We start from the raw sequence: 19,446 nt of genomic DNA on the forward strand, positions 1-19,446 counted from the left end.
AGGGATGAGAAGAGTTCGGAGGAGACAAAATGCCGTTATTAGATAGCTTTACTGTCGACCATACCCGAATGGAAGCCCCTGCTGTTCGCGTCGCAAAATCCATGCACACGCCACACGGCGATGAAATCACCGTCTTTGATCTGCGCTTCTGCGTACCGAACAAAGAAGTGATGCCAGAGCGCGGCATTCATACTCTTGAGCACCTGTTCGCGGGCTTCATGCGCGATCACCTCAACGGCAACGGCGTGGAAATCATCGACATTTCCCCAATGGGCTGCCGCACTGGCTTCTACATGAGCCTGATCGGTACACCGGACGAATCCCGCGTGGCCGAAGCATGGAAAGCGGCAATGGCCGACGTGCTGAAGGTGAAAGAGCAGAATCAGATCCCAGAGTTGAACGTTTATCAGTGCGGGACGTACACCATGCACTCGCTGGAAGAAGCGCAGGAAATCGCCCGTCATATCATTGACCGCGGCGTTCGCGTGAACAGCAACGATGAGCTGGCGCTGCCAAAAGAGAAGCTGCAGGAACTGCACATCTAGTTTTCTCTTCAGAGACCCGGCCTTATGCGCCGGGTTTTTTCTCTTCCTCTCAGGCCCGCCACTGCGATTGCGCCAATGACCACAACCTTAACGATTTCCTTCGCCCATCGTCCGCTTGTTCCCTTTGCCCATGATTACGCTCACGGCGAAAGCGAGCCCTGGCATCAGCACGACTGTGCCCAGCTGCTGCATATTCTGAGCGGGGTTGTTCGGGTGGAGACCCAGGAAGGATGTTGGGTCGTGCCGCCGGGGCGCGGGGTCTGGCTGCCTGCCGGCACACCTCACGCGCTGCGCATAACTGGACAGGTGGCCGCCCGCACGCTGTTTATCGATCCGCTGGCCCGCGCGTTTCTGCCGGTGACCTGCCAGATAGTGCAGATCTCGCCGCTGCTGCGGGAGCTTATCGTGGCTTCGCTGGATCTTGCGGAGAAGTATGCGCCGGGCAGCCGCGAAGAAAGGATCTATGAATTGATCCTCGATGAGATCCGCGGCATGCAGGTGCTGCCTTTTGGCCTACCGGAACCGCAGGACGCAGCCCTGCGCGCGCTGTGTCAGCAGATGCGGGAAAGCCCTGCCGACGCGTGGGACAGCCGCCGGGCGGCAAGCGTGGCCAATATGAGTGAGCGCACCCTCAACCGTCATTTTCAGCAGCAGACGGCGTTGACATGGAGTGAGTGGATTCGGCGCGCCCGATTGATGGAAGCGCTGGTGCGCCTGGCTCAGGGACAATCGGTACTCAGAGTGGCGCTCGATCTCGGGTATGGCAGTCACAGCGCGTTCACCGCCATGTTTCGCCGGGTGATGGGCACGTCACCCAGCGAGTATTTTTATAGCGACCCGGACTGCGTGCCAGCGGCATTAAGCAACGCCTGAAGAGACGCCCGTGAAACATCGCTGTCGATGCCGACGCCCCACTGGCTGCTGCCGTCAGCAAACAGGCAGCGAATATAGGCCACCGATCGGCTGTCGCTGCGTTCTCCCAACGTGTGTTCGTGATAATCCTTAATCACCAGCGTCTGCTTGCGCAAACGCGTCAGGCCATTGACCGCCGCCGAGAGCAGGCCATTGCCGCTGCCCTGCAGGCGCTTGCTGTCCCCGTTTATCAGCAGCGTCGCCTGCAATAACAGCTCACCGTCGTGCTGACTCTCGCTCTTATACTCTTTCAGCAGCAGGGCAGGCTGCGGGATCAGGCCGTAGCGGGTACGGAACAGCTGCCACAGCGCACTGTGGGTCATCTCCCGGCCGTGAGCATCGGTTTCGCGCTGCACGTGCTGGCTGAAATCCTGCTGCAACGCACGCGGCAATGTCAGGCCGTGATTCTGCTCGATAAGCCACGCGCTGCCGCTTTTCCCTGACTGACTGTTCACGCGGATAACCGCCTCATAGCTACAGCCGATATCCTGCGGATCGATCGGCAGATAGGGCATTTCCCAGTGTTCGTCAGGAATACGTGCGTCAAAGCCTTTCTTAATAGCATCCTGATGCGAGCCTGAGAACGCGGTGTAAGCCAGGCTTCCAGCCCACGGATGACGCGGATGAACCGGCAACTGGTTGCAGCTTTCCACCACCTCAACGACCTGTTTCATCTCGCTGAAATCCAGGCCTGGCGAAACGCCCTGACTGTAGAGGTTCATCGCCAGCGTCACCAGACAAACGTTGCCCGTGCGCTCACCGTTGCCAAACAGACAGCCTTCTACGCGGTCAGCCCCGGCCATGACCGCCAGCTCAGCGCTTGCGACGCCGGTTCCGCGATCGTTATGCGGATGCACGCTAATACACACCTCATCGCGACGCGAGAAGTGACGGCAGAAGACTTCAATCTGATCGGCATACACGTTGGGGGTGTTCACTTCTACCGTCGCCGGAAGGTTGATGATCATCGGCCGGCTGGCGCAGGGTTCCCAGACGGCGGCCACGGCTTCACAAATTTCCAGCGCGAACTCAGGCTCGGTAAAGCAGAACGTTTCTGGCGAATACTCATATTGCCAAAGGGTGTCCGGCTGGGCCTCGCACTGCTGACGTATAAGGCGCGTGGAACGCGTCGCCAATTCCACTATTTGCGCCTTCTCCATGCCAAACACCAGACGGCGAAACAGCGGGGCCGTCGCGTTATAGAGGTGGACCGTCGCCCGGTGCGCGCCACGCAGCGACTCAAAGGTGCGCAGGATCAGATCTTCACGCGCCTGAGTTAACACCTGGATGGTGACGTCTTGCGGAATGCGTTTCTCCTCAATCAGCTGGCGGACAAAATTAAAGTCCGTCTGCGATGCCGAAGGAAATGCCACTTCGATTTCTTTAAAGCCGCAGCGCAGCAGTAAATCCCAGAACTGCAGCTTGCGTTCGGCGTCCATCGGTTCGGCGAGGGCCTGATTCCCGTCGCGCAAATCCGTTGATAACCAGCGCGGAGCATGAGTCAGCGTGTTGTCCGGCCAGCGGCGGTCCGGCAAGGATAAAACGGGCCACGGGCGATATTTTTCTGCAGGGTTGTTCAGCATGGGATTCTCCTCTTGTCGTGGTTTTATCCTGACGGAAGAGCAGGGCGCGGCGCTTTAGCGGAAGTGACAGAGTCTTGCGAGAAATGGACAAAAAAAGACCCTCTGTAAAAGAGGGTCCTGTTATTCAAAATACGTTAGTGCGCGCCGCCGCCGCCACCGCCCGCGCCAAACGGCGGTCTGGCGATCCAGATAAGCCCCAGGAGTACGATGAAGATCCCCGCCGACATCCAGAAGATTTCGTTCGCGGAAATGATCAGCCCCTGACTGGTGATTTGCTGTGCCAGCCAGCCGGAAGCCTGCTGTTCCGACATCCCTAAATCCTGAAGCTTGCCGTACATCTGCTGCGCATTCGGATTAAAAGGGTTCACCGACTCGGTCAGCTGCGCGTGGTGCAGCGCTTCACGGTTACTCCACATGGTGGTGGTTATCGACGTACCGATAGAACCCGCCAGCGTACGGGTAAAGTTCGACAGGCTTGATGCCGCCGCCATCCGTTCTGGACCAAGGCCGGAAAGGGTGATGGTGGTCAGTGGCATAAAGAAGCACGCCACCGCAAAGCCCTGAATAAACTGCGGCCACGCCGATGCGCCAAAGTCCATTCCCGGTTCGAAGGTATACGCACGCCAGTAGAAGCACACTGCATACATAATGAAGCTGAAGGTCACCAGCCGTCGCATGTCTATCTTATGCGCAAAGCGGCCGATAATCGGCGACAGAATCACGGGCAGTATCCCCACCGGCGCCGATGCCAGACCCGCCCAGGTGGCAGTGTAGCCGTATACCTCCTGCAGCAGCTGCGGCAACAGCACGATCGCGCCGAAGTAGAGCATATAGGCCAGGCTGATACACAAACAGCCGATGGTAAAGTTTCGCGACTTGAAGAGCGAGAGATCGACTATCGGGTTATCGTCTGTTAGCTCCCAGACAATCAAGAAGCTTATCGCCACCACCGCGACGATGGTCAGGACGATGACTTCGGTAGAGTTAAACCAGTCGAGCTCTTTCCCGCGGTCGAGCATCACCTGTAGACTGCCAATCCCGACCACCAGAAGCGCCAGGCCGATGGCATCAATCCGCCGATGTTCGGTCCGGGTTTCGCGTCCGCGCAGGGTTTGCAGGGTTAACAGCACCACCACCGCACCAATCGGCACGTTGATGAAGAAGATCCAACCCCAGTGATAGTTGTCACTGATATAGCCGCCGAGTATCGGGCCGCAAATCGGCGCGACGATCACCGTCATTGACCACAACGCCAGCGCCACGGCGCGTTTTGCTGGCGGGTAGTTATTTAACAGCAGACTCTGCGAAAGCGGGATAAGCGGACCGGCCACGATACCCTGAATGACGCGGAAGAAAATCAGCATCGTCAGGCTGCTCGACACGCCGCACGCCCAGGAGGCGATAACGAAGGCGATGGTGGACCAGGTAAACAGTTTTACCTCGCCCACGCGTTTTGCCAGCCAGCCGGTAATCGGGATGGAAATGGCGTTCGCCACCCCGAAGGAGGTGATAACCCACGTCCCCTGGCTCAGTGATGAGCCAAGGTTACCGGCAATGGTGGGGATCGCCACGTTTGCAATCGTCGAGTCCAGCACCTGCATGAACGTCGCCAGAGACAGCGCAATGGTCATAATGACCAGCTGCGCGCCCTCCAGCGGTTTTTGCTGTTGCATTACGTTCACCCCGGAATTAGTTGGCGTTGGCCTGCACGATGGTGTTGATCAGCTTATTCACAGGATCAAGGCTAATTTCACGTGCATTACTTTCATAAGCAGGCGTATGACGCGTCTGATTCGCCAGAATCTCACCGTCGCGATTGGAGGTATCCACCTTCACCAGCGTCGACAAGCCGATGCGCAGCGGATGCTGAGCCAGCTGTTTTTCGTCGAGCTCTACGCGAACCGGAAGACGCTGAACCACTTTGATCCAGTTACCGGTGGCGTTCTGCGCCGGAAGCAGGGAGAAGGCGCTGCCGGTCCCCATATCCAGACCTACCACTTTCCCGGTGTACTCCACGTCGTCGCCGTAGATATCGCTGATAACGGTCACCGGCTGGCCGATACGCATATGCGCCAGCTGGGTTTCTTTAAAGTTAGCATCGATCCACAGATTGGTTGCCGGAACCACCGCCATCAGCGGAGTGGTTGGGCTAATCTGCGCCCCTGGCTGAACCGCACGGCGAGAGACGTAGCCGGTCATCGGGCTAACGATTTTGGTACGTTCCAGCGCAAGCCACGCGTTACGGACTTCGGTCGCTGCCTGTTTCACCGCAGGCTGGTCTTCCAGTTTAGTGCCCAGAATCATTGCCTGGTTGGCATTGAATTGCTGGATAGTCACATTCAGTTCGGCCTGTGCGCTGGCAACGGCATCGCGCGCATGCTGCAGCTCTTCGCGACCAATCAGGTTCGCGGTGCCTAACGGAATACGACGTTTAAGGTCGGTTTCCACCTGCGCCAGCGCCGTTTTTTTGACGTCGATGCTGGCCTGCAATTGCTTGCTGTTGATCATCATCTGGCGGGTCTGACGCACGCTGGAGGCGAGCTGCGTCTGCGCACGTTCAAACGCCTGCTGCGCATCGGTCTGGTCGAGGGTGACCAGCACATCGCCTTTTTTCACGAAGTCGGTGTTATCAGCCCAGACTTTCGTCACGCTGCCCGACACCTGTGCCATGATTTGAACCTGGTTCCCTGCCACGTATGCGTCATCGGTATCTTCATAATGACGCAGTACTAAAAACCAATAAATCCCGTATGCCACGGCAATAACAATAAAGAGCAAAGTCAGCAGAAGAAGGGCACCTTTACGTTTGCCTTTCTTGTTGGCCGGTTGCTGCGGGGTTTGAGTCTCCGCATTCGCGCTCATGTTTTTCTCCACGATCTTATTATTTCACATCGGCTGAGCCGACCTGTTGTCAGAAAGGCCAGCAGATTTCGCTGCTGGCCTGTCGGTTTTATTCTTGAAATCAGGATACTGAGCGATTCACACGCTTAGCGAAGCCCTTCCAGGACCACACCATCCTCATCCATCTGGTCGAGACGGGTCAGGAGTTTTCGGGTGATTTGCTCGAGGCTCTCTTTTTCGGTAACGCTTAAAGAAGACCAGAGTTGGTGCAGGCAGTTGTGCTGCGGCGGTAACACTTCGCGCAGGAACTGATGACCTTTCTCGGTGAGTTGCAGATGCAGGCAGCGACGATCATTGTCGCTTTCACGGCGTTCAATCCAGCCGCGTTTTTCCAGCTCATCGGCAATACGGGTGGCGTTCGTACGTGAAGAACCCAGTGCGCAGCTCAGTTCTGACGGCTGAATACTGTGGTTTTCCTGAGACTCTAGCGTGATTAACGCCATAAATAACGTCTCGTTGATCCCCTGAGCTTTCAGCATTTTATTGCGGTTTTCCAGCAACTTCCCTTGCATGTGCATGCACAGGCGAGTCAGAAGGATTTCCTGGTAAGGAAAATCTTCATAGCGGCTGGCGCGAAATTTTAGCATTTGTTCAATGGGCGTAAACGAACTATCCATTTGGGCATAACCTCATTAATTACAGCCGATATAGTAACGACGGTGACAAATAATGTAAATGAATTAATCTTCCGAATTCATACGTTGGAGCTAATAAATCAAAAAATGGCGACTGGCGGCAAAGGTCTGTGCCGCCAGCGTCCGGGAGGTTTCAGTGCGTGGATGAATTATTTACCTTGAAACAGTTGCCCGGCTAATCAGGTAGATAACCTTAACAGACCAGGGGATGTGCTTAAACCCCAAAGCAGCAATAAGGCCCTGAATATAGAGCCTTTTCAGACAACGGCCTCTTGTCGGTGGAATCCTCGCCACCATACCAGCAGGTTCAGTATGGCCATTGTCACCCCGGCGAGGCAAACGCCTGCCCAGCCCCAGTGCTGCCACGCAAATGCCGAAATCAGCGACCCGGCGGCCCCACCGATAAAGTAGCTGGTCATATAACCTGCGGTGAGACGGTTACGCGCTTCTGGCTGCACGCGGTAAATCACGGTCTGGTTGGTGATGTGCACGCCCTGCACGGTGAGGTCCAGTACCAGAATGCCGACAATCAGCGCCAGCACCGAGGCGTGTCCGAACCAGATAGCCAGCCAGGAAAGCAGAAGCAACACCAGCCCGCTGGTGGTGGTGAGATGTGACTTGCCTTTATCCGCCAGACCGCCTGCCGGACGAGCACCCAGCGCCCCGGCGGCACCCGCCAGGCCAAACAGGCCAATCATGCCTTCAGAAAAGTGGAACGGGGCGCCCGCCAGCAAAAACGCCATCGAGGTCCAGAGAATGCTGAAGTTGGCGAAGGTCAGGCAGCCGAGCAACGCCCGGGTGCGCAGCAGTTTATCGTGCTTAAACAGGCTGAATACGGAACGCAGCAGCTGCGGGTAATTCAGGTGCGTTTCCGTTTTTACCTTCGGCAAGCCGCGCCACAGGGCGAATGCCATCAGTACCATTAATACCGACGCCACCCAATACACAGTGCGCCAGCCGCCAAGACTGGCCAGCAGTCCGGCGACGGTTCGCGCCAGCAAAATGCCGAGCAGCAGCCCGCTCATAATAGTGCCGACCACTTTCCCGCGTTTATCCGGACTGGCGAGCGTCGCGGCCAGCGGAACCAGAATTTGCGCCACCACCGAAAACAGGCCGGTCAGGGCGGTGCCCAGGATCATCATCGCCAGCGACTGGCTGGAGGCGGTAATGAGCATTCCCCCTGCCGCCAGCAGCGTCATGCTGACGATTAAGGTTCGGCGCTCGAACATATCGCCCAGCGGCACCAGGAACAGCAGTCCGGCGGCGTAGCCCAGCTGCGCGGCGGTGACGATAAAACCGGCTTGTCCTGCGCTCAGGGAAAAGGCGCGGGCAATGGTGTCCAGCAGCGGTTGGGCGTAGTAATTACTGGCGACGGCGAGACCGGTCGCGACGGACATCAGCGCAATCAGCGCCGGGCTAAGCCCATGAGAATTTTTAGTCATTGTTCTTTAGGTAATTATTTTGCAGGTAAGCAATGATAACCAAAAAGTGCGGGAAGAAGGGAAATGAAGGATGTCGGATAGTGCGGTGGGCGGGAATGTAGGCCCGGCAAGCTGAGCGCCGCCGGGCCTGGAGAGTACTTACTTCTGCGCAGCCAGCGCTTCTTTCAACCAGCCGTCAAACTGCTGCTGGTGGGCTGAAATCCAACCGTCTACGTGACCCTGGATATCGGCTTCTGAGGCATGACCTTCGTGCATCATCGCGTTTTCGGCGTTGATATCAGAGATAGGCAGTTTCATCAGAGCGAACAGTTTCGCCGCCGCTGGGTTTTTCTCAGCCCAGGCTTTGTTGGCCACGATATGCATGGTATTCACCGGGAAACCATAGTTCGCGCCGTTAGGCAGTTTGGTGTCGATATCTTTCTGCTCACCCGGCATTGCGGAGAATGGCACCTGCAGCCACACCACGTCTTTGCCCGGCTTCAGCACATCACTCACCCAGTACGGCGTCCAGGTGTAATACAGCACCGGTTTGCCTTCTTTAAAGCGCGTAATGGTATCGGCCATCATCGCCGCGTAGTTACCCTGGTTATGCACCACGGTCTTGCTCAGACCATAGGCGTCAATCTGATGATTAATCACCGCTTCACAACCCCAGCCCGGCGTACACCCGGTCATGTCCGCTTTGCCGTCGCCGTTGGTATCGAAGATTTTGGCCAGTTTCGGATCTTTCAGCTGATCGATTTTGGTGATGTGGTATTTCTCAGCGGTTTTCTTATCCATCAGATAACCCTGCGCGGCACCAGTCACGTACACACCTTCACGATAAAACTTCTTATCGCCACCGGCTGCGGCATACATATCGTCATGCAGCGGTTTCCAGTTCACAGCGGTAAAGGTCGCATCGCCGGACGCAATCGAGGTATAGCCGACGTTGTAATCCACTTCGCTCGGTTTGCTGACGGTGTAACCCAGTTTCTCCAGCGCACGGCTGACCAGCAGGGTCTGGAAGGTCTCTTCGGAAATGGTGCTCTGAACCGGCTGAACGGTAATGCCTTTGCCAGGCAGGTCAGCAGCAAGCGCGCTGCCGGAGACAAGGGTGGCAAACGCAGTGGCAAAAATTACGCTATTTCGCATCGTTGTTCCTTTATAAGTATCAGGGAGTGGACCCGGCAGGCAGGGCTGCCGGGAAATGCAGAATTACTTGATGAAGAAGCGAGTCACCAGGCCGACCGGGCCGGTGGTGTACCAGCGACGGTTGCCGCGGCTACGGGAATCACGGCCAGCAGCCTGAGTCAGACGGTCGAGAATAATCGCGAGGATAACGATCCCCACACCGCCGACGGTTGCCAGACCCATATCGAGTCGGCCGATACCACGCAGAACCATTTGTCCCAGACCGCCTACGGCAATCATCGAGGCGATAACGACCATCGACAGCGCCAGCATCAGCGTCTGGTTCACACCGGCCATAATGGTCGGCATCGCCAGCGGCAGTTGCACTTTGAACAGCATCTGGCGCGGGCTGGCACCAAACGAGCGCGAGGCTTCGATAAGATCGGCGGGCACCTGGTTAATCCCGAGGATAGTCAGACGTACAATCGGCGGCAGGGCAAAGATAATGGTCACTACCACGCCCGGCACGTTACCGATACCGAACAGCATCACGATGGGCACCAGATACACAAACGCGGGTGTCGTCTGCATCGCATCAAGCAGCGGCCGGATTATCTTCGACGCCCTTGGACTGCGCGCCAGCCAAATGCCGAGCGGCAGGCCGATGATAATGCAGAACAACAGGGCGGTCAGGACCAGCGCGAGGGTCACCATTGCCTGGGACCACGCGCCGATTGCACCAATCAAAATCAGTGAAATCAGTGAGGCGATACCCATTCCGGCACCGCCAATCTGCCAGGCGATCAGGGCAAAGACCACGATTGCGACTGGCGCGGGCATACCCAGCAACAGCTGCTGGAAGCCACCCAGAATGTAATCCACCGGGACACGAATGCCCTGGAATACGGGACGGAAATGCACCACGATCCAATCGATCCCGGTGGTGACCCAGCTATCGAGTGGGATCAGCGTCTTGTGAAACGGGTCAAGAATATCGAAGTGTTCTGCTTTTGGCGCAGGTGCACTATGCAGCCAGTCTGCGCCACCGCCGCTTGCAGGCGGCGTTGAAGCAGGCGTGCCCCAGGCGTCGGCAGATTGCGCAGCGCCTGATTGTGCGGCGCTATCGGCCGCTGGTGTGGTTGCCCACGGATTCGATTGATCAGCCATTGTTTGTTCCCTCGCGATCTAAAGCCTGTAGCAGCATGCTCTTGGAGATGATGCCCACGTACTGTTGTTCTTCGTCGATGACCGGAACCGCGCACGGTGCCTGACCAACGTGAGAGAGCAACTCGCTAAGCGCGGTCTGAGCGTCAAGAGGCTGTGGCGCATCCAGCAGCGCAGCGTCAATGCCCAGGCCCTCGGCCAGCGCGGCCTTCAGAGAATCAATGGAAACAATACCGACAAATTTATTCCCGCGTTCAACGACATAGCCATATTCGCGGTCTTCATCCTGCAACAGCTTAATCGCAGAGCGTGGGCCAAAGCCTGGGGTTTTACGCAGCAGTCCTTTCGGGTTACGGCGGGCAATGTCTTTGGCGCTAAACACCTGGCTGATATCCACGCCACGGAAGAAGGTGCGCACATAGTCATTGGCCGGATTATTCAGAATTTCATCCGGTGTACCGATCTGTACCACACGGCCATTTTGCATAATGGCAATACGGTCGCCGATGCGCATGGCTTCGTCGAGATCGTGGGAAATAAAGACAACGGTACGCTGATGACGGGCCTGTAATTTCACCAGCTCGTCCTGCATTTCGGTACGAATTAAAGGGTCGAGCGCGGAGAACGCTTCATCCATTAATAAGATGTCAGGGTTAATGGCTAATGCACGGGCAAGACCCACGCGCTGGCGCATCCCTCCGGATAATTCATCCGGATAACCGTGAGCATAATTTTCGAGACCCACCTGACGAAGCGCGTCCAGGGCTTTTTCCTGACGCTCTTGCGGTGGCACGCCCGCTAATTGCATTCCGAAGGCCGTATTATCCAGGACGTTCATATGCGGCATAAGCGCAAATGACTGGAAGACCATCGCAATTTTCTTTCTGCGCACCTCGCGGAGCTCAGCGTCGGATATTTTCGCAATATCAATACCGTCGATGAGAACCTGACCGCGGGTGGGTTCAATCAGGCGATTGAGAAGGCGTACCATGGTGGATTTACCGGAACCGGATAACCCCATGATGACAAAAATCTCGCCTTCTTCAATGGCCAGACTGGCGTCCATAACGCCAAGTGACAACCCGGTCTTCTCAAGAATTTGTTCTTTCGAATGACCTTTTTCAATATATTTGAATGCGCGTTGCGGATGCTCGCCAAATATTTTATAAAGATTCTTAACTTCTAATTTAATTGCCATGCAATAAAAAGATTCCTGTTATTTAATTATGTCGATATGTTACCTGATGAAAATAATTGACCGGATCTACCCTAACATACTCAGAATCTGAGACAACCCTCAATGTCCTGGTGATGCAAGCATTTCCGACGCCAACAGGCGCTATGCCCCCATGATATAAGGGCTGAGCACCAACGAAATTTGCTGATATTTTTTGTCACTGCGAGGGAAATTGGGGGTGAAATGATAGGATTATAAATAACTGCATTATAAATATGGCTTAATCCTCTAAATAGTTCGAGTTGCAGGCAGGCGGCCAATGCACAAATCCCCTGGAGCTTACTAAAGTAAGTGACAGGGGTGCGCGCATGCAGCCAACGCACCTGCAACTTGAAATATGAAGAGGATTAGAAATTCCAGTCTTCGTCTACTGTTTCGACCGCCTTCCCCATCACGTAGGAAGAGCCAGAACCGGAGAAGAAGTCATGATTTTCGTCGGCGTTCGGCGACAGCGCGGCCAGGATCGCCGGGTTCACGTCCGCCATTTCCACCGGGAACAGCGCTTCATAGCCCAGGTTCATCAGCGCCTTGTTGGCGTTATAGCAAAGGAACGCTTTTACGTCGTCTTCCCAGCCGGTGCCCGCGTACAACGCGTCGGTGTAGGCGAGTTCGTTGTCGTACAAATCCAACAGCAGCTCAAGGGCGAAATCTTTTAATGCCTGTCGCTCCTCAGCACTGACTTTCTCCAGGCCTTTCTGGAATTTATATCCGATGTAATAACCGTGAACCGCTTCGTCGCGAATAATCAGTCGAATAAGATCCGCGGTGTTGGTCAGCTTACCCCGGCTGGAGAAATACATCGGCAGCCAGAAGCCGGAATAGAACAGGAACGATTCCAGAAATACGCTGGCGATCTTTTTCTTCAGCGGCGCATCGGCGGCGTAGTGTTCCAGCATCAATTGCGCTTTGCGCTGCAGCGGCGCGTTTTCTTCGCTCCAGGCGTAGGCCGCATCCACGTCTTTGGTCTGGCACAGCGTGGAGAAAATCGAGCTGTATGAACGGGCATGGACCGCCTCCATAAAGCTGATATTCGACATTACAGCTTCTTCGTGCGGGGTCAGCGCATCCGGCATCAGCGACGGTGCACCGACGGTGTTCTGAATGGTGTCGAGTAGCGTCAGGCCGCTGAACACGCGGATGGTCAGTTGCTGCTCGGCGTGGCTCAACGACTGCCACGCCGGAATGTCATTCGACAGCGGCACTTTTTCCGGCAGCCAGAAGTTGCTGGTCAAACGGTTCCAGACCTCCAGGTCCTTATCGTCCTCAATCTTGTTCCAGTTAACGGCGCTGACGCGTGATAAACGGTTCATCCTTTTCTCCTTACAGCGCGCACGACACGCAGCCTTCAATTTCAGTGCCTTCCAGTGCGAGCTGGCGCAGGCGGATGTAGTACAGCGTCTTGATGCCTTTCTTCCAGGCGTAGATCTGCGCTTTATTGATGTCGCGCGTGGTGGCGGTATCGGGGAAGAACAGTGTCAGTGACAGCCCCTGATCGACGTGTTTCGTCGCTTCGGCGTAGGTGTCGATGATTTTCTCCGGTCCGATTTCGTACGCGTCCTGATACAGCGCGAGGTTGTCGTTGGTCATAAACGGCGCGGGATAATAAACACGGCCGGTTTTGCCTTCCTTGCGAATTTCAATTTTGGACACGATCGGGTGAATGCTCGACGTCGCGTGGTTGATATAGGAAATCGACCCGGTCGGCGGCACCGCCTGTAGGTTCTGGTTATAAATTCCATACTGCATCACATCTTCACGCAGCTGCTGCCACATTTCGCGCGTGGGCAGGGTGATGCCCGCCTGGGCAAACAGCGCACGGACTTTCTCGGTTTTCGGCTGCCAGTCATTCTCAAGATACTGGCGAAAAGACTCGCCGCTGGCATAGCGCGAATCAGCAAACCCGGCGAAGCGCTGGTTACGCTCGCGCGCCAGTTTCATCGAGGTGTTCAGCGCGTGCCACGTTACGGTGTAGAAATAGAGGTTGGTGAAATCCAGCCCTTCCGGGCTGCCGTAGGCAATGCCTTCCCGCGCCAGATAACCGTGCAGGTTCATCTGCCCAAGGCCAATGGCGTGCGAGGCGGCATTTCCGGCTTCGACAGACGGCACCGAGCGAATATGGCTCATGTCCGACACCGCCGTCAGCCCGCGGATCGCCGTTTCCACCGTCAGGCCGAAGTCAGCGGAATCCATCGCCAGCGCGATGTTCAGCGAGCCTAAGTTGCAGGAGATATCGTGCCCGGTGTGGGCGTAATCCAGATTCTCATCGAAGGTCGAGGCGCTGTTAACCTGCAAAATTTCCGAGCACAGGTTGCTCATATTGATGCGCCCGGCAATCGGGTTGGCGCGATTCACGGTGTCTTCGTACATGATGTACGGATAGCCGGATTCGAACTGAATTTCGGCCAGCGTCTGGAAGAAATCGCGGGCGTTAATGAACGTTTTACGCACTTGTTCGTTGGCGAGTAATTCGTCGTACATCTCGCTGATGGCGACATCCCCAAACGGTTTGCCGTACAGGCGTTCCACGTCATAGGGCGAAAACAGCGCCATCTGCGCGTTATCTTTCGCTAACTGGAAGGTGACATCCGGGATCACCACGCCGAGCGACAGCGTTTTGATGCGGATTTTTTCGTCGGCGTTTTCGCGTTTGGTATCCAGAAAACGCAGGATATCCGGGTGATGCGCATGCAGGTAAACCGCACCGGCGCCCTGACGCGCGCCAAGCTGATTGGCGTAAGAGAACGCATCTTCCAGCATCTTCATCACCGGAATCACGCCGGAGGACTGATTTTCAATGCGCTTAATCGACGCCCCGGATTCCCGCAGGTTGGAGAGCAAAAACGCCACGCCGCCGCCGCGTTTGGAGAGCTGCAACGCCGAATTCACCGCGCGGCCAATCGACTCCATATTGTCTTCAATACGGAGCAGGAAACAGGACACCAGTTCGCCGCGCTGCTGTTTGCCGCCGTTGAGGAATGTCGGGGTAGCGGGTTGAAAACGGCCGGAAAGCATTTCATCGACGAGCTGACGGGCGAGGGCTTCATCGCCTTGCGCCAGGCTCAGCGCAACCATCACCACCCGGTCTTCAAAGTGTTCGAGAAATTGTTTGCCGTCAAAGGATTTGAGGGTGTAGCTGGTGTAATACTTCCACGCGCCGAGGAACGTTTTGAAGCGAAAACCGCTGGCGTGCGCGTGGGCGAACAGGTCCACCACAAAGGAGCGATCGAAACGGGCGAGGGTGCGGGCATCGTAATACCCTTCGGCAACCAGCCAGTCGAGCCTCGCGTCCTGATTGGCAAAGGTGCGGGTTTGCGGTCTGACGTGGCTTTCCATGAAAGCGCTCACCGCTTCGGCATCTTTTTCAAACTGAATGCGGCCCGCTTTGTCGTACAGGTTCAGCATCGCGTTCAGGGCATGGTAGTCCGGGGCGCTGTGGGTCACACGTTCTGCGGTTGTCGTTGCCAAAATTCGCTCACTCCTTTTCGCACATTATCGATATCGCGCGGGGTGCCCATCAGCTCAAAACGGTAGAGATAAGGCACGTCACATTTCTGCGCAATCACGTCTCCGGCGCGGGCGTAGGCCTCGCCAAAGTTTCGGTTTCCCGACGCAATCACGCCGCGGATCAGTGCGCGATTGTGTGGGTCATTTAAAAAACGGATCACCTGGCGAGGCACGGCGCCTGCCGTACCGCCACCGCCGTAGCTTGGCACCACCAGAATGTACGGCTCGTCTACCTGAATGCGCTCCCGTTCGTTAAGCGGAATGCGCACCGCGGGCAGCCCTAAACGCTCGATAAAGCGCAGCGTGTTTTCGGAACTGCTGGAGAAGTAGACGAGGGTGCTCATGCGCGAGCCGCGGTCGCCTCAGGGCGCAGGCGGTTGATCATGTCCGGGCGGAAGCCTGACCAGCTTTCATCCCCGGCGAAAACCACCGGCAGAGAGCGGAATCCTTGCTCGCGCAGGGTGTCAGCGGCGGCAGGATCGTGGTCAATGTTCACCATCTCAAACTCAAAGCCCCGGGATTCCATCGCCCGTTTAGTGGCGTGGCATTGAACGCAGTCGTTTCGAGTGTAAATAGTAATGCGCATGATTCGTATTTCCGTTTAAAATGACAAAGCGGCGCGAAAGTGAGCGTCGGTTGTGGGGGTGTCTCTTCAAAAGGAATACTAGATGTAGTTAATAAAAACTTCAACCATACAATATATAGTTATTTTGAATTGATTTGCCCCCGCTAACGAGCGTAGCGAGGGCGAGGTTTTTTGACTGAAATTACATGCGCATACTGACGGCGAGACGGTTAAAGGCATTCATCAAGCTGATGGCGAAGGTCAGTTCGCTGATTTCTTTCGCGCTGAAATACGCCAGCAGCGGTTCATAAACCGCATCTTCCGCACGGGTGCGGGCAATGTCGGTCACATCTTCCGCCCAGGCCAGCGCCGCACGCTCGCGGTCCGAGAAGTGCTGACTCACGCGCCAGCCGGCCAGCGCATCCAGTTTCACCTGCTCAATGCCCTGTTTGCGCAGCGCTTTACTGTGCATCTCCAGGCAGAAAGCACAGCCGTTAATCTGCGATACGCGCAGATACACCAGTTCAATCAACGACAGATCCAGCTCGCTGCGCTCAAGCGCTTTACTCGCTTGCACAAAGGCGGCATAGACTTCAGGGCTCAGTTCATAGTAAGGCTGACGTAATGTGGTCATTGGGTTTCTCCTGTTAACGATGGCTGAACTTTAGCACTATAATGGTCTGCTAAAGAGAGCCATCTTTTGAGTGAAAAACCAGACCATGAATGATAACTCCCGTGGACCACGCTACCAGCAAATTTCCCGCCAGCTTAAAGCTGCCATCGAGCAGGGCGAACTCGCGCCGGGCAAGCGGCTGCCTGCCAGCCGGGTTTACGCCCAGGAGCTTGGCGTCTCGCGCGCCACGGTGGAAGCCGCCTACGGCGAGCTGGTGGCGCAGGGCTGGCTTGAGCGGCGCGGGCAAGCGGGAACGTTTGTCAGTGCGGGCGTTGTGCCGGGGCCCGCCGCGGCGGAACCGATGTGGTACGGCGGTGAACAGCCGGAGCCGCAGCCGTTCCAGATGGGGCTGCCCGCGCTGGATCTATTCCCGCGCGCGCAGTGGGCGCGGGTGATGGGGCGGCGACTGCGCACCCAGACGCGCTTCGATTTGGCGCTCGGCGATGTGTGTGGCGAAATGACGCTGCGCAGTGCGATTGTCGAATATCTGCGTTTTTCCCGCAGCATTGAGTGTCTGCCGGAGCAGGTGTTTATCACCACCGGATACGCGGCGTCGATGGCGCTGATTCTGAACACACTCGGCCAGCCGGGGGATAAAATCTGGCTGGAGGACCCCGGTTTTCCGCTGATCCGCCCGTTGATCGCCCGCCAGGGCATTACGTGTTGTCCGGTGCCAGTGGATGGCGAGGGAATGCGGATTGATGAAGGCGTGCGGCTGGCGCCGGATGCGCGTTTTGCGCTACTGACACCCGCGCATCAGAGCCCTCTGGGGGTAGCGTTGTCGCTCCCGCGCCGCCATCAGCTGCTGGACTGGGCCGCGCACCGGGAAGCGTGGATCATCGAAGATGACTACGACAGCGAGTTTCGCTATCAGGGCAAACCGCTGCCGCCGATAAAAAGTCTGGATGCGCCGCAGCGAGTGATTTACGCCGGAACGTTCAGCAAATCGATGTTTCCCGCATTGCGCACCGCCTGGCTGGTGGTGCCGCTCCCGCAGGTGGCCGCGTTTCGTCAGCAGGCGTCACTGGCGGCGTGCGGCGTACCGCTATTGTGGCAGCAGACGATGGCGGATTTCATGCGTGAAGGGCATTTCTGGCGGCATCTGAAAAAGATGCGTCAACATTATGCCCAGCGGCGTCAGTGGCTGGAGCAGGCGCTGGCGGAGCAGGGGTTTCGCGTCGTACCGCAGCAGGGCGGCATTCAGCTGGTGATGAACGTAGACGGTGACTGTCGTGAACTCGCCCGCCGTGGGCGTCAGGCCCGGCTTGCGGTTCAGGCCCTAAGCGACTGGCGAATCAACAGCGAGGGGGAGTCGGGGTTGTTGATGAGCTTTACCAACATCTCAAGTCTGGCGATGGCGCAGCAGCAGGCGAAAATGCTCTATCAGGCCATAAAATAAATGCCCCGACAGACCAGAAGCCTGACGGGGCGGATGCGTATTTATTATCAGCATTACGCTCTACTTATCGACGCATACTCAGTAATGCGCCAATAAAGATACCGACCGCTGCTGCGGCCCCCACCGTTTGCCACGGTTTATCGCGGATAAAACTGTCCGCGCACCCTACGGCATCGCACGCTGCCTGTTTGACGCGAGTGCGACCATGCATTCTGGCACGTGTTTCACGCAGCAATGCTTTGGCTTTGCGCTGGGCGTTATCTGATTCGTCTTTGGCATCGCTGCCCCAGGACTTCAGTACCTCTTCCAGCGAGTCGGCCAGTTGGCTTACATCGTTTTGAATATCCTGAACGCCATCATCTACATCGTTGCGATTAGGTCTGTTGAACATGGGATCCTCCCTTGATTAACGGTGACTATAAGTCTAGGACAGATTTCATTCCTCTGAGATGAATCACGCCTTATTAAGCCGTTTATGGATTTTTCTGAAAGCGATGCTAATGCTGAATACTGTAAGGTGGCGTGGCTGTACAGGATAACGAGGAAACAATATGTATTTACGACCTGATGAGGTAGCGCGCGTTCTTGAAAAAGTCGGTTTCACGATGGACGACGTGACGCAGAAAATTTACGGCTATCGCCGTGGCGATAATTATGTCTATGTGAATCGCGAAGCGAGGATGGGCAGAACGGCGCTTATCATTCATCCGGCCCTTAAAGAGCGCAGCCATATGCTGGCGGACCCGGCTTCAGACATTAAAACCTGCGACCATTATCAGCAGTTTCCGCTTTATTTAGGTGGTGATGCGCAACAGCATTATGGAATTCCGCACGGCTTCAGCTCTCGTATTGCGCTTGAGCGTTTTCTGAATGGACTTTTTGGCGACGGGTTATAAGTCGACGGTTGGCAGCGTGGCCAGTCGTGACATTTATACTCGTCATACTTCAAGCTGCATGTGCGTTGGCTACACCAGCTCGCCCCAGTTACTTACTTGAGTAAGCTCCCGGGGACTCGCAGGTTTGCCGCCTTCCTGCAACTTGAATTATTTAGAGTATATCAGCGTCAGGCGTACTGGCTGACGCGAAACAGGCGGCGGCAATAATCGAGGAAATACCCGTAAACAGCGCCCATCACCATCGACACCACGATATTCGAACTTACCGCAGCGGCAATCTGATGCCAGTCTGCGCCCACCGACAGTAAAATCAACACATACACCGGCGACTGAAATGTCACGTAGGCCACGACGTCGGCGAGATTCTTCATCCATTTTGCCGGGCTCAACCGGCGGGCATGACGCATCATCCAGTCACGGTAAAAACCGTACGGCCATGCAATTAATATGTTGACCGGGATAGCCACCAGACGCGAAGAAAGTGACTGCTCAAAGCTCATACCGGAGAGAAATATTTCAATCAACATGTTCACGACGGAACAGTAGACCACCATGGCAAAAGTGTCTGCTGCCGCATGACGCAGGCGGGACTGCGTAGAGAACATTGGTATGCTCCTTGAAGAAAGAGGTAAAAACGGATTTTTAGCGTTCTAAACAGTGCTTTGGGTTGGCTATGTTTTCCGGCATAGAATATCCATCTGGCTTAAAAGTAACAACTAGCTCAAAATTTTTATTTATAGGCGTTTTGTCAATAAAATACTCTGTGCAGTGAGGTTTTCATCTCATCACGCTATTTTTGTTGCTGCTGTCTTTTTTAGTGTTGTTTTTCAGTTGGTTACTTGTTTTTGGTGGTTTTTTCGGCGTGAAATCCAACGGA

Annotated in this window: 19 protein-coding genes; 4 read left to right on the plus strand and 15 right to left on the minus strand. The window is 55.9% G+C overall.

The genetic code is table 11. From position 1 onward, the window contains the following. The first annotated feature begins 29 nt into the window (after positions 1-29). Complete coding sequence (luxS, locus tag A8O29_RS05260; RefSeq protein ID WP_110511367.1) at positions 30-545, plus strand: S-ribosylhomocysteine lyase; 516 nt, start codon at positions 30-32, stop codon at positions 543-545. A 75-nt stretch (positions 546-620) separates the two neighbouring features. Beyond that, a complete protein-coding gene (locus A8O29_RS05265) occupies positions 621-1,418 on the plus strand; it encodes an AraC family transcriptional regulator (RefSeq protein WP_125352042.1) in 798 nt (265 codons plus the stop codon). Here A8O29_RS05265 and leuA read toward each other — a convergent pair. The 13 genes from leuA to A8O29_RS05330 form a co-directional block, all read right to left on the minus strand. After that, positions 1,373-3,040, minus strand: a complete 1,668-nt coding sequence (gene leuA, locus A8O29_RS05270) for a 2-isopropylmalate synthase (protein WP_125352041.1) — start codon at positions 3,038-3,040, stop codon at positions 1,373-1,375. The two genes, A8O29_RS05265 and leuA, sit on opposite strands and share 46 nt — an antisense overlap. Positions 3,041-3,174: 134 nt before the next feature. Continuing rightward, a complete protein-coding gene (gene emrB, locus A8O29_RS05275; protein ID WP_125352040.1) occupies positions 3,175-4,713 on the minus strand; it encodes a multidrug efflux MFS transporter permease subunit EmrB in 1,539 nt (512 codons plus the stop codon). Between the two features lie 16 nt (positions 4,714-4,729). Then, positions 4,730-5,902: a multidrug efflux MFS transporter periplasmic adaptor subunit EmrA gene (emrA, locus tag A8O29_RS05280; protein WP_125352039.1), complete on the minus strand. Its 1,173-nt coding sequence runs from the start codon at positions 5,900-5,902 to the stop codon at positions 4,730-4,732. A gap of 125 nt (positions 5,903-6,027) precedes the next feature. Continuing rightward, entirely contained in the window at positions 6,028-6,558 is a 531-nt protein-coding gene (gene mprA / locus A8O29_RS05285; RefSeq protein WP_110511362.1) for a transcriptional repressor MprA, read from the minus strand. A 275-nt stretch (positions 6,559-6,833) separates the two neighbouring features. Beyond that, positions 6,834-8,018 carry an MFS transporter gene (locus A8O29_RS05290; RefSeq protein WP_125352038.1) on the minus strand — a complete coding sequence of 395 codons (1,185 nt, stop codon included), beginning with the start codon at positions 8,016-8,018 and terminating at the stop codon, positions 6,834-6,836. A 138-nt stretch (positions 8,019-8,156) separates the two neighbouring features. Further along, on the minus strand, positions 8,157-9,152 hold the full coding sequence (gene proX, locus A8O29_RS05295) for a glycine betaine/L-proline ABC transporter substrate-binding protein ProX (protein ID WP_125352037.1): 996 nt from the start codon (positions 9,150-9,152) through the stop codon (positions 8,157-8,159). 63 nt (positions 9,153-9,215) lie between these two features. After that, on the minus strand, positions 9,216-10,298 hold the full coding sequence (gene proW, locus A8O29_RS05300; RefSeq protein WP_125352036.1) for a glycine betaine/L-proline ABC transporter permease ProW: 1,083 nt from the start codon (positions 10,296-10,298) through the stop codon (positions 9,216-9,218). Beyond that, positions 10,291-11,493, minus strand: a complete 1,203-nt coding sequence (gene proV, locus A8O29_RS05305; protein WP_125352035.1) for a glycine betaine/L-proline ABC transporter ATP-binding protein ProV — start codon at positions 11,491-11,493, stop codon at positions 10,291-10,293. Before proV ends, proW begins: the two co-directional genes overlap by 8 nt. A 386-nt stretch (positions 11,494-11,879) precedes the next feature. Then, on the minus strand, positions 11,880-12,842 hold the full coding sequence (nrdF, locus tag A8O29_RS05310; protein ID WP_125352034.1) for a class 1b ribonucleoside-diphosphate reductase subunit beta: 963 nt from the start codon (positions 12,840-12,842) through the stop codon (positions 11,880-11,882). Positions 12,843-12,852: 10 nt separating this feature from the next. Further along, positions 12,853-14,997 carry a class 1b ribonucleoside-diphosphate reductase subunit alpha gene (gene nrdE, locus A8O29_RS05315; protein WP_125352033.1) on the minus strand — a complete coding sequence of 715 codons (2,145 nt, stop codon included), beginning with the start codon at positions 14,995-14,997 and terminating at the stop codon, positions 12,853-12,855. Further along, positions 14,970-15,380 carry a class Ib ribonucleoside-diphosphate reductase assembly flavoprotein NrdI gene (gene nrdI, locus A8O29_RS05320; protein ID WP_125352032.1) on the minus strand — a complete coding sequence of 137 codons (411 nt, stop codon included), beginning with the start codon at positions 15,378-15,380 and terminating at the stop codon, positions 14,970-14,972. The genes nrdE and nrdI overlap by 28 nt, the downstream gene beginning before the upstream one ends. Then, on the minus strand, positions 15,377-15,622 hold the full coding sequence (nrdH, locus tag A8O29_RS05325) for a glutaredoxin-like protein NrdH (protein ID WP_110511352.1): 246 nt from the start codon (positions 15,620-15,622) through the stop codon (positions 15,377-15,379). The genes nrdI and nrdH overlap by 4 nt, the downstream gene beginning before the upstream one ends. 181 nt (positions 15,623-15,803) lie before the next feature. Continuing rightward, positions 15,804-16,235, minus strand: coding sequence for a carboxymuconolactone decarboxylase family protein (locus A8O29_RS05330; RefSeq protein ID WP_125352031.1), 432 nt, complete (start codon positions 16,233-16,235; stop codon positions 15,804-15,806). Between the two features lie 85 nt (positions 16,236-16,320). On the opposite strand from A8O29_RS05330, the gene pdxR reads away from it, so the two are divergent. Next, positions 16,321-17,673, plus strand: a complete 1,353-nt coding sequence (pdxR, locus tag A8O29_RS05335) for a MocR-like pyridoxine biosynthesis transcription factor PdxR (protein WP_174081226.1) — start codon at positions 16,321-16,323, stop codon at positions 17,671-17,673. A gap of 64 nt (positions 17,674-17,737) precedes the next feature. Here pdxR and A8O29_RS05340 read toward each other — a convergent pair whose 3' ends face one another. Continuing rightward, on the minus strand, positions 17,738-18,064 hold the full coding sequence (locus tag A8O29_RS05340) for an ElaB/YgaM/YqjD family protein (RefSeq protein WP_125352030.1): 327 nt from the start codon (positions 18,062-18,064) through the stop codon (positions 17,738-17,740). A gap of 160 nt (positions 18,065-18,224) precedes the next feature. Between A8O29_RS05340 and A8O29_RS05345 the strand changes: the two genes are divergently transcribed. Beyond that, positions 18,225-18,569 (plus strand): DUF2002 family protein, encoded by a 345-nt coding sequence (locus A8O29_RS05345; RefSeq protein ID WP_125352029.1) that lies wholly within the window; start codon positions 18,225-18,227, stop codon positions 18,567-18,569. Positions 18,570-18,736: 167 nt separating this feature from the next. On the opposite strand, the gene alaE is transcribed toward A8O29_RS05345, so the two are convergent. Next, positions 18,737-19,174: an L-alanine exporter AlaE gene (alaE, locus tag A8O29_RS05350; RefSeq protein WP_110511348.1), complete on the minus strand. Its 438-nt coding sequence runs from the start codon at positions 19,172-19,174 to the stop codon at positions 18,737-18,739. Between the last annotated feature and the right edge of the window lie 272 nt (positions 19,175-19,446).

This window comes from Scandinavium goeteborgense, from assembly GCF_003935895.2.
Taxonomy (GTDB): Bacteria; Pseudomonadota; Gammaproteobacteria; order Enterobacterales; family Enterobacteriaceae; genus Scandinavium; species Scandinavium goeteborgense.

Coding starts and splice junctions, on each gene's coding strand:
- luxS (WP_110511367.1), top strand. CDS start 30: ATGCCGTTATTAGATAGCTTTACTGTCGACCATACCCGAATGGAAGCC.
- A8O29_RS05265 (WP_125352042.1), top strand. CDS start 621: ATGACCACAACCTTAACGATTTCCTTCGCCCATCGTCCGCTTGTTCCC.
- leuA (WP_125352041.1), bottom strand. CDS start 3,040: ATGCTGAACAACCCTGCAGAAAAATATCGCCCGTGGCCCGTTTTATCC.
- emrB (WP_125352040.1), bottom strand. CDS start 4,713: ATGCAACAGCAAAAACCGCTGGAGGGCGCGCAGCTGGTCATTATGACC.
- emrA (WP_125352039.1), bottom strand. CDS start 5,902: ATGAGCGCGAATGCGGAGACTCAAACCCCGCAGCAACCGGCCAACAAG.
- mprA (WP_110511362.1), bottom strand. CDS start 6,558: ATGGATAGTTCGTTTACGCCCATTGAACAAATGCTAAAATTTCGCGCC.
- A8O29_RS05290 (WP_125352038.1), bottom strand. CDS start 8,018: ATGACTAAAAATTCTCATGGGCTTAGCCCGGCGCTGATTGCGCTGATG.
- proX (WP_125352037.1), bottom strand. CDS start 9,152: ATGCGAAATAGCGTAATTTTTGCCACTGCGTTTGCCACCCTTGTCTCC.
- proW (WP_125352036.1), bottom strand. CDS start 10,298: ATGGCTGATCAATCGAATCCGTGGGCAACCACACCAGCGGCCGATAGC.
- proV (WP_125352035.1), bottom strand. CDS start 11,493: ATGGCAATTAAATTAGAAGTTAAGAATCTTTATAAAATATTTGGCGAG.
- nrdF (WP_125352034.1), bottom strand. CDS start 12,842: ATGAACCGTTTATCACGCGTCAGCGCCGTTAACTGGAACAAGATTGAG.
- nrdI (WP_125352032.1), bottom strand. CDS start 15,380: ATGAGCACCCTCGTCTACTTCTCCAGCAGTTCCGAAAACACGCTGCGC.
- nrdH (WP_110511352.1), bottom strand. CDS start 15,622: ATGCGCATTACTATTTACACTCGAAACGACTGCGTTCAATGCCACGCC.
- A8O29_RS05330 (WP_125352031.1), bottom strand. CDS start 16,235: ATGACCACATTACGTCAGCCTTACTATGAACTGAGCCCTGAAGTCTAT.
- pdxR (WP_174081226.1), top strand. CDS start 16,321: ATGAATGATAACTCCCGTGGACCACGCTACCAGCAAATTTCCCGCCAG.
- A8O29_RS05340 (WP_125352030.1), bottom strand. CDS start 18,064: ATGTTCAACAGACCTAATCGCAACGATGTAGATGATGGCGTTCAGGAT.
- A8O29_RS05345 (WP_125352029.1), top strand. CDS start 18,225: ATGTATTTACGACCTGATGAGGTAGCGCGCGTTCTTGAAAAAGTCGGT.
- alaE (WP_110511348.1), bottom strand. CDS start 19,174: ATGTTCTCTACGCAGTCCCGCCTGCGTCATGCGGCAGCAGACACTTTT.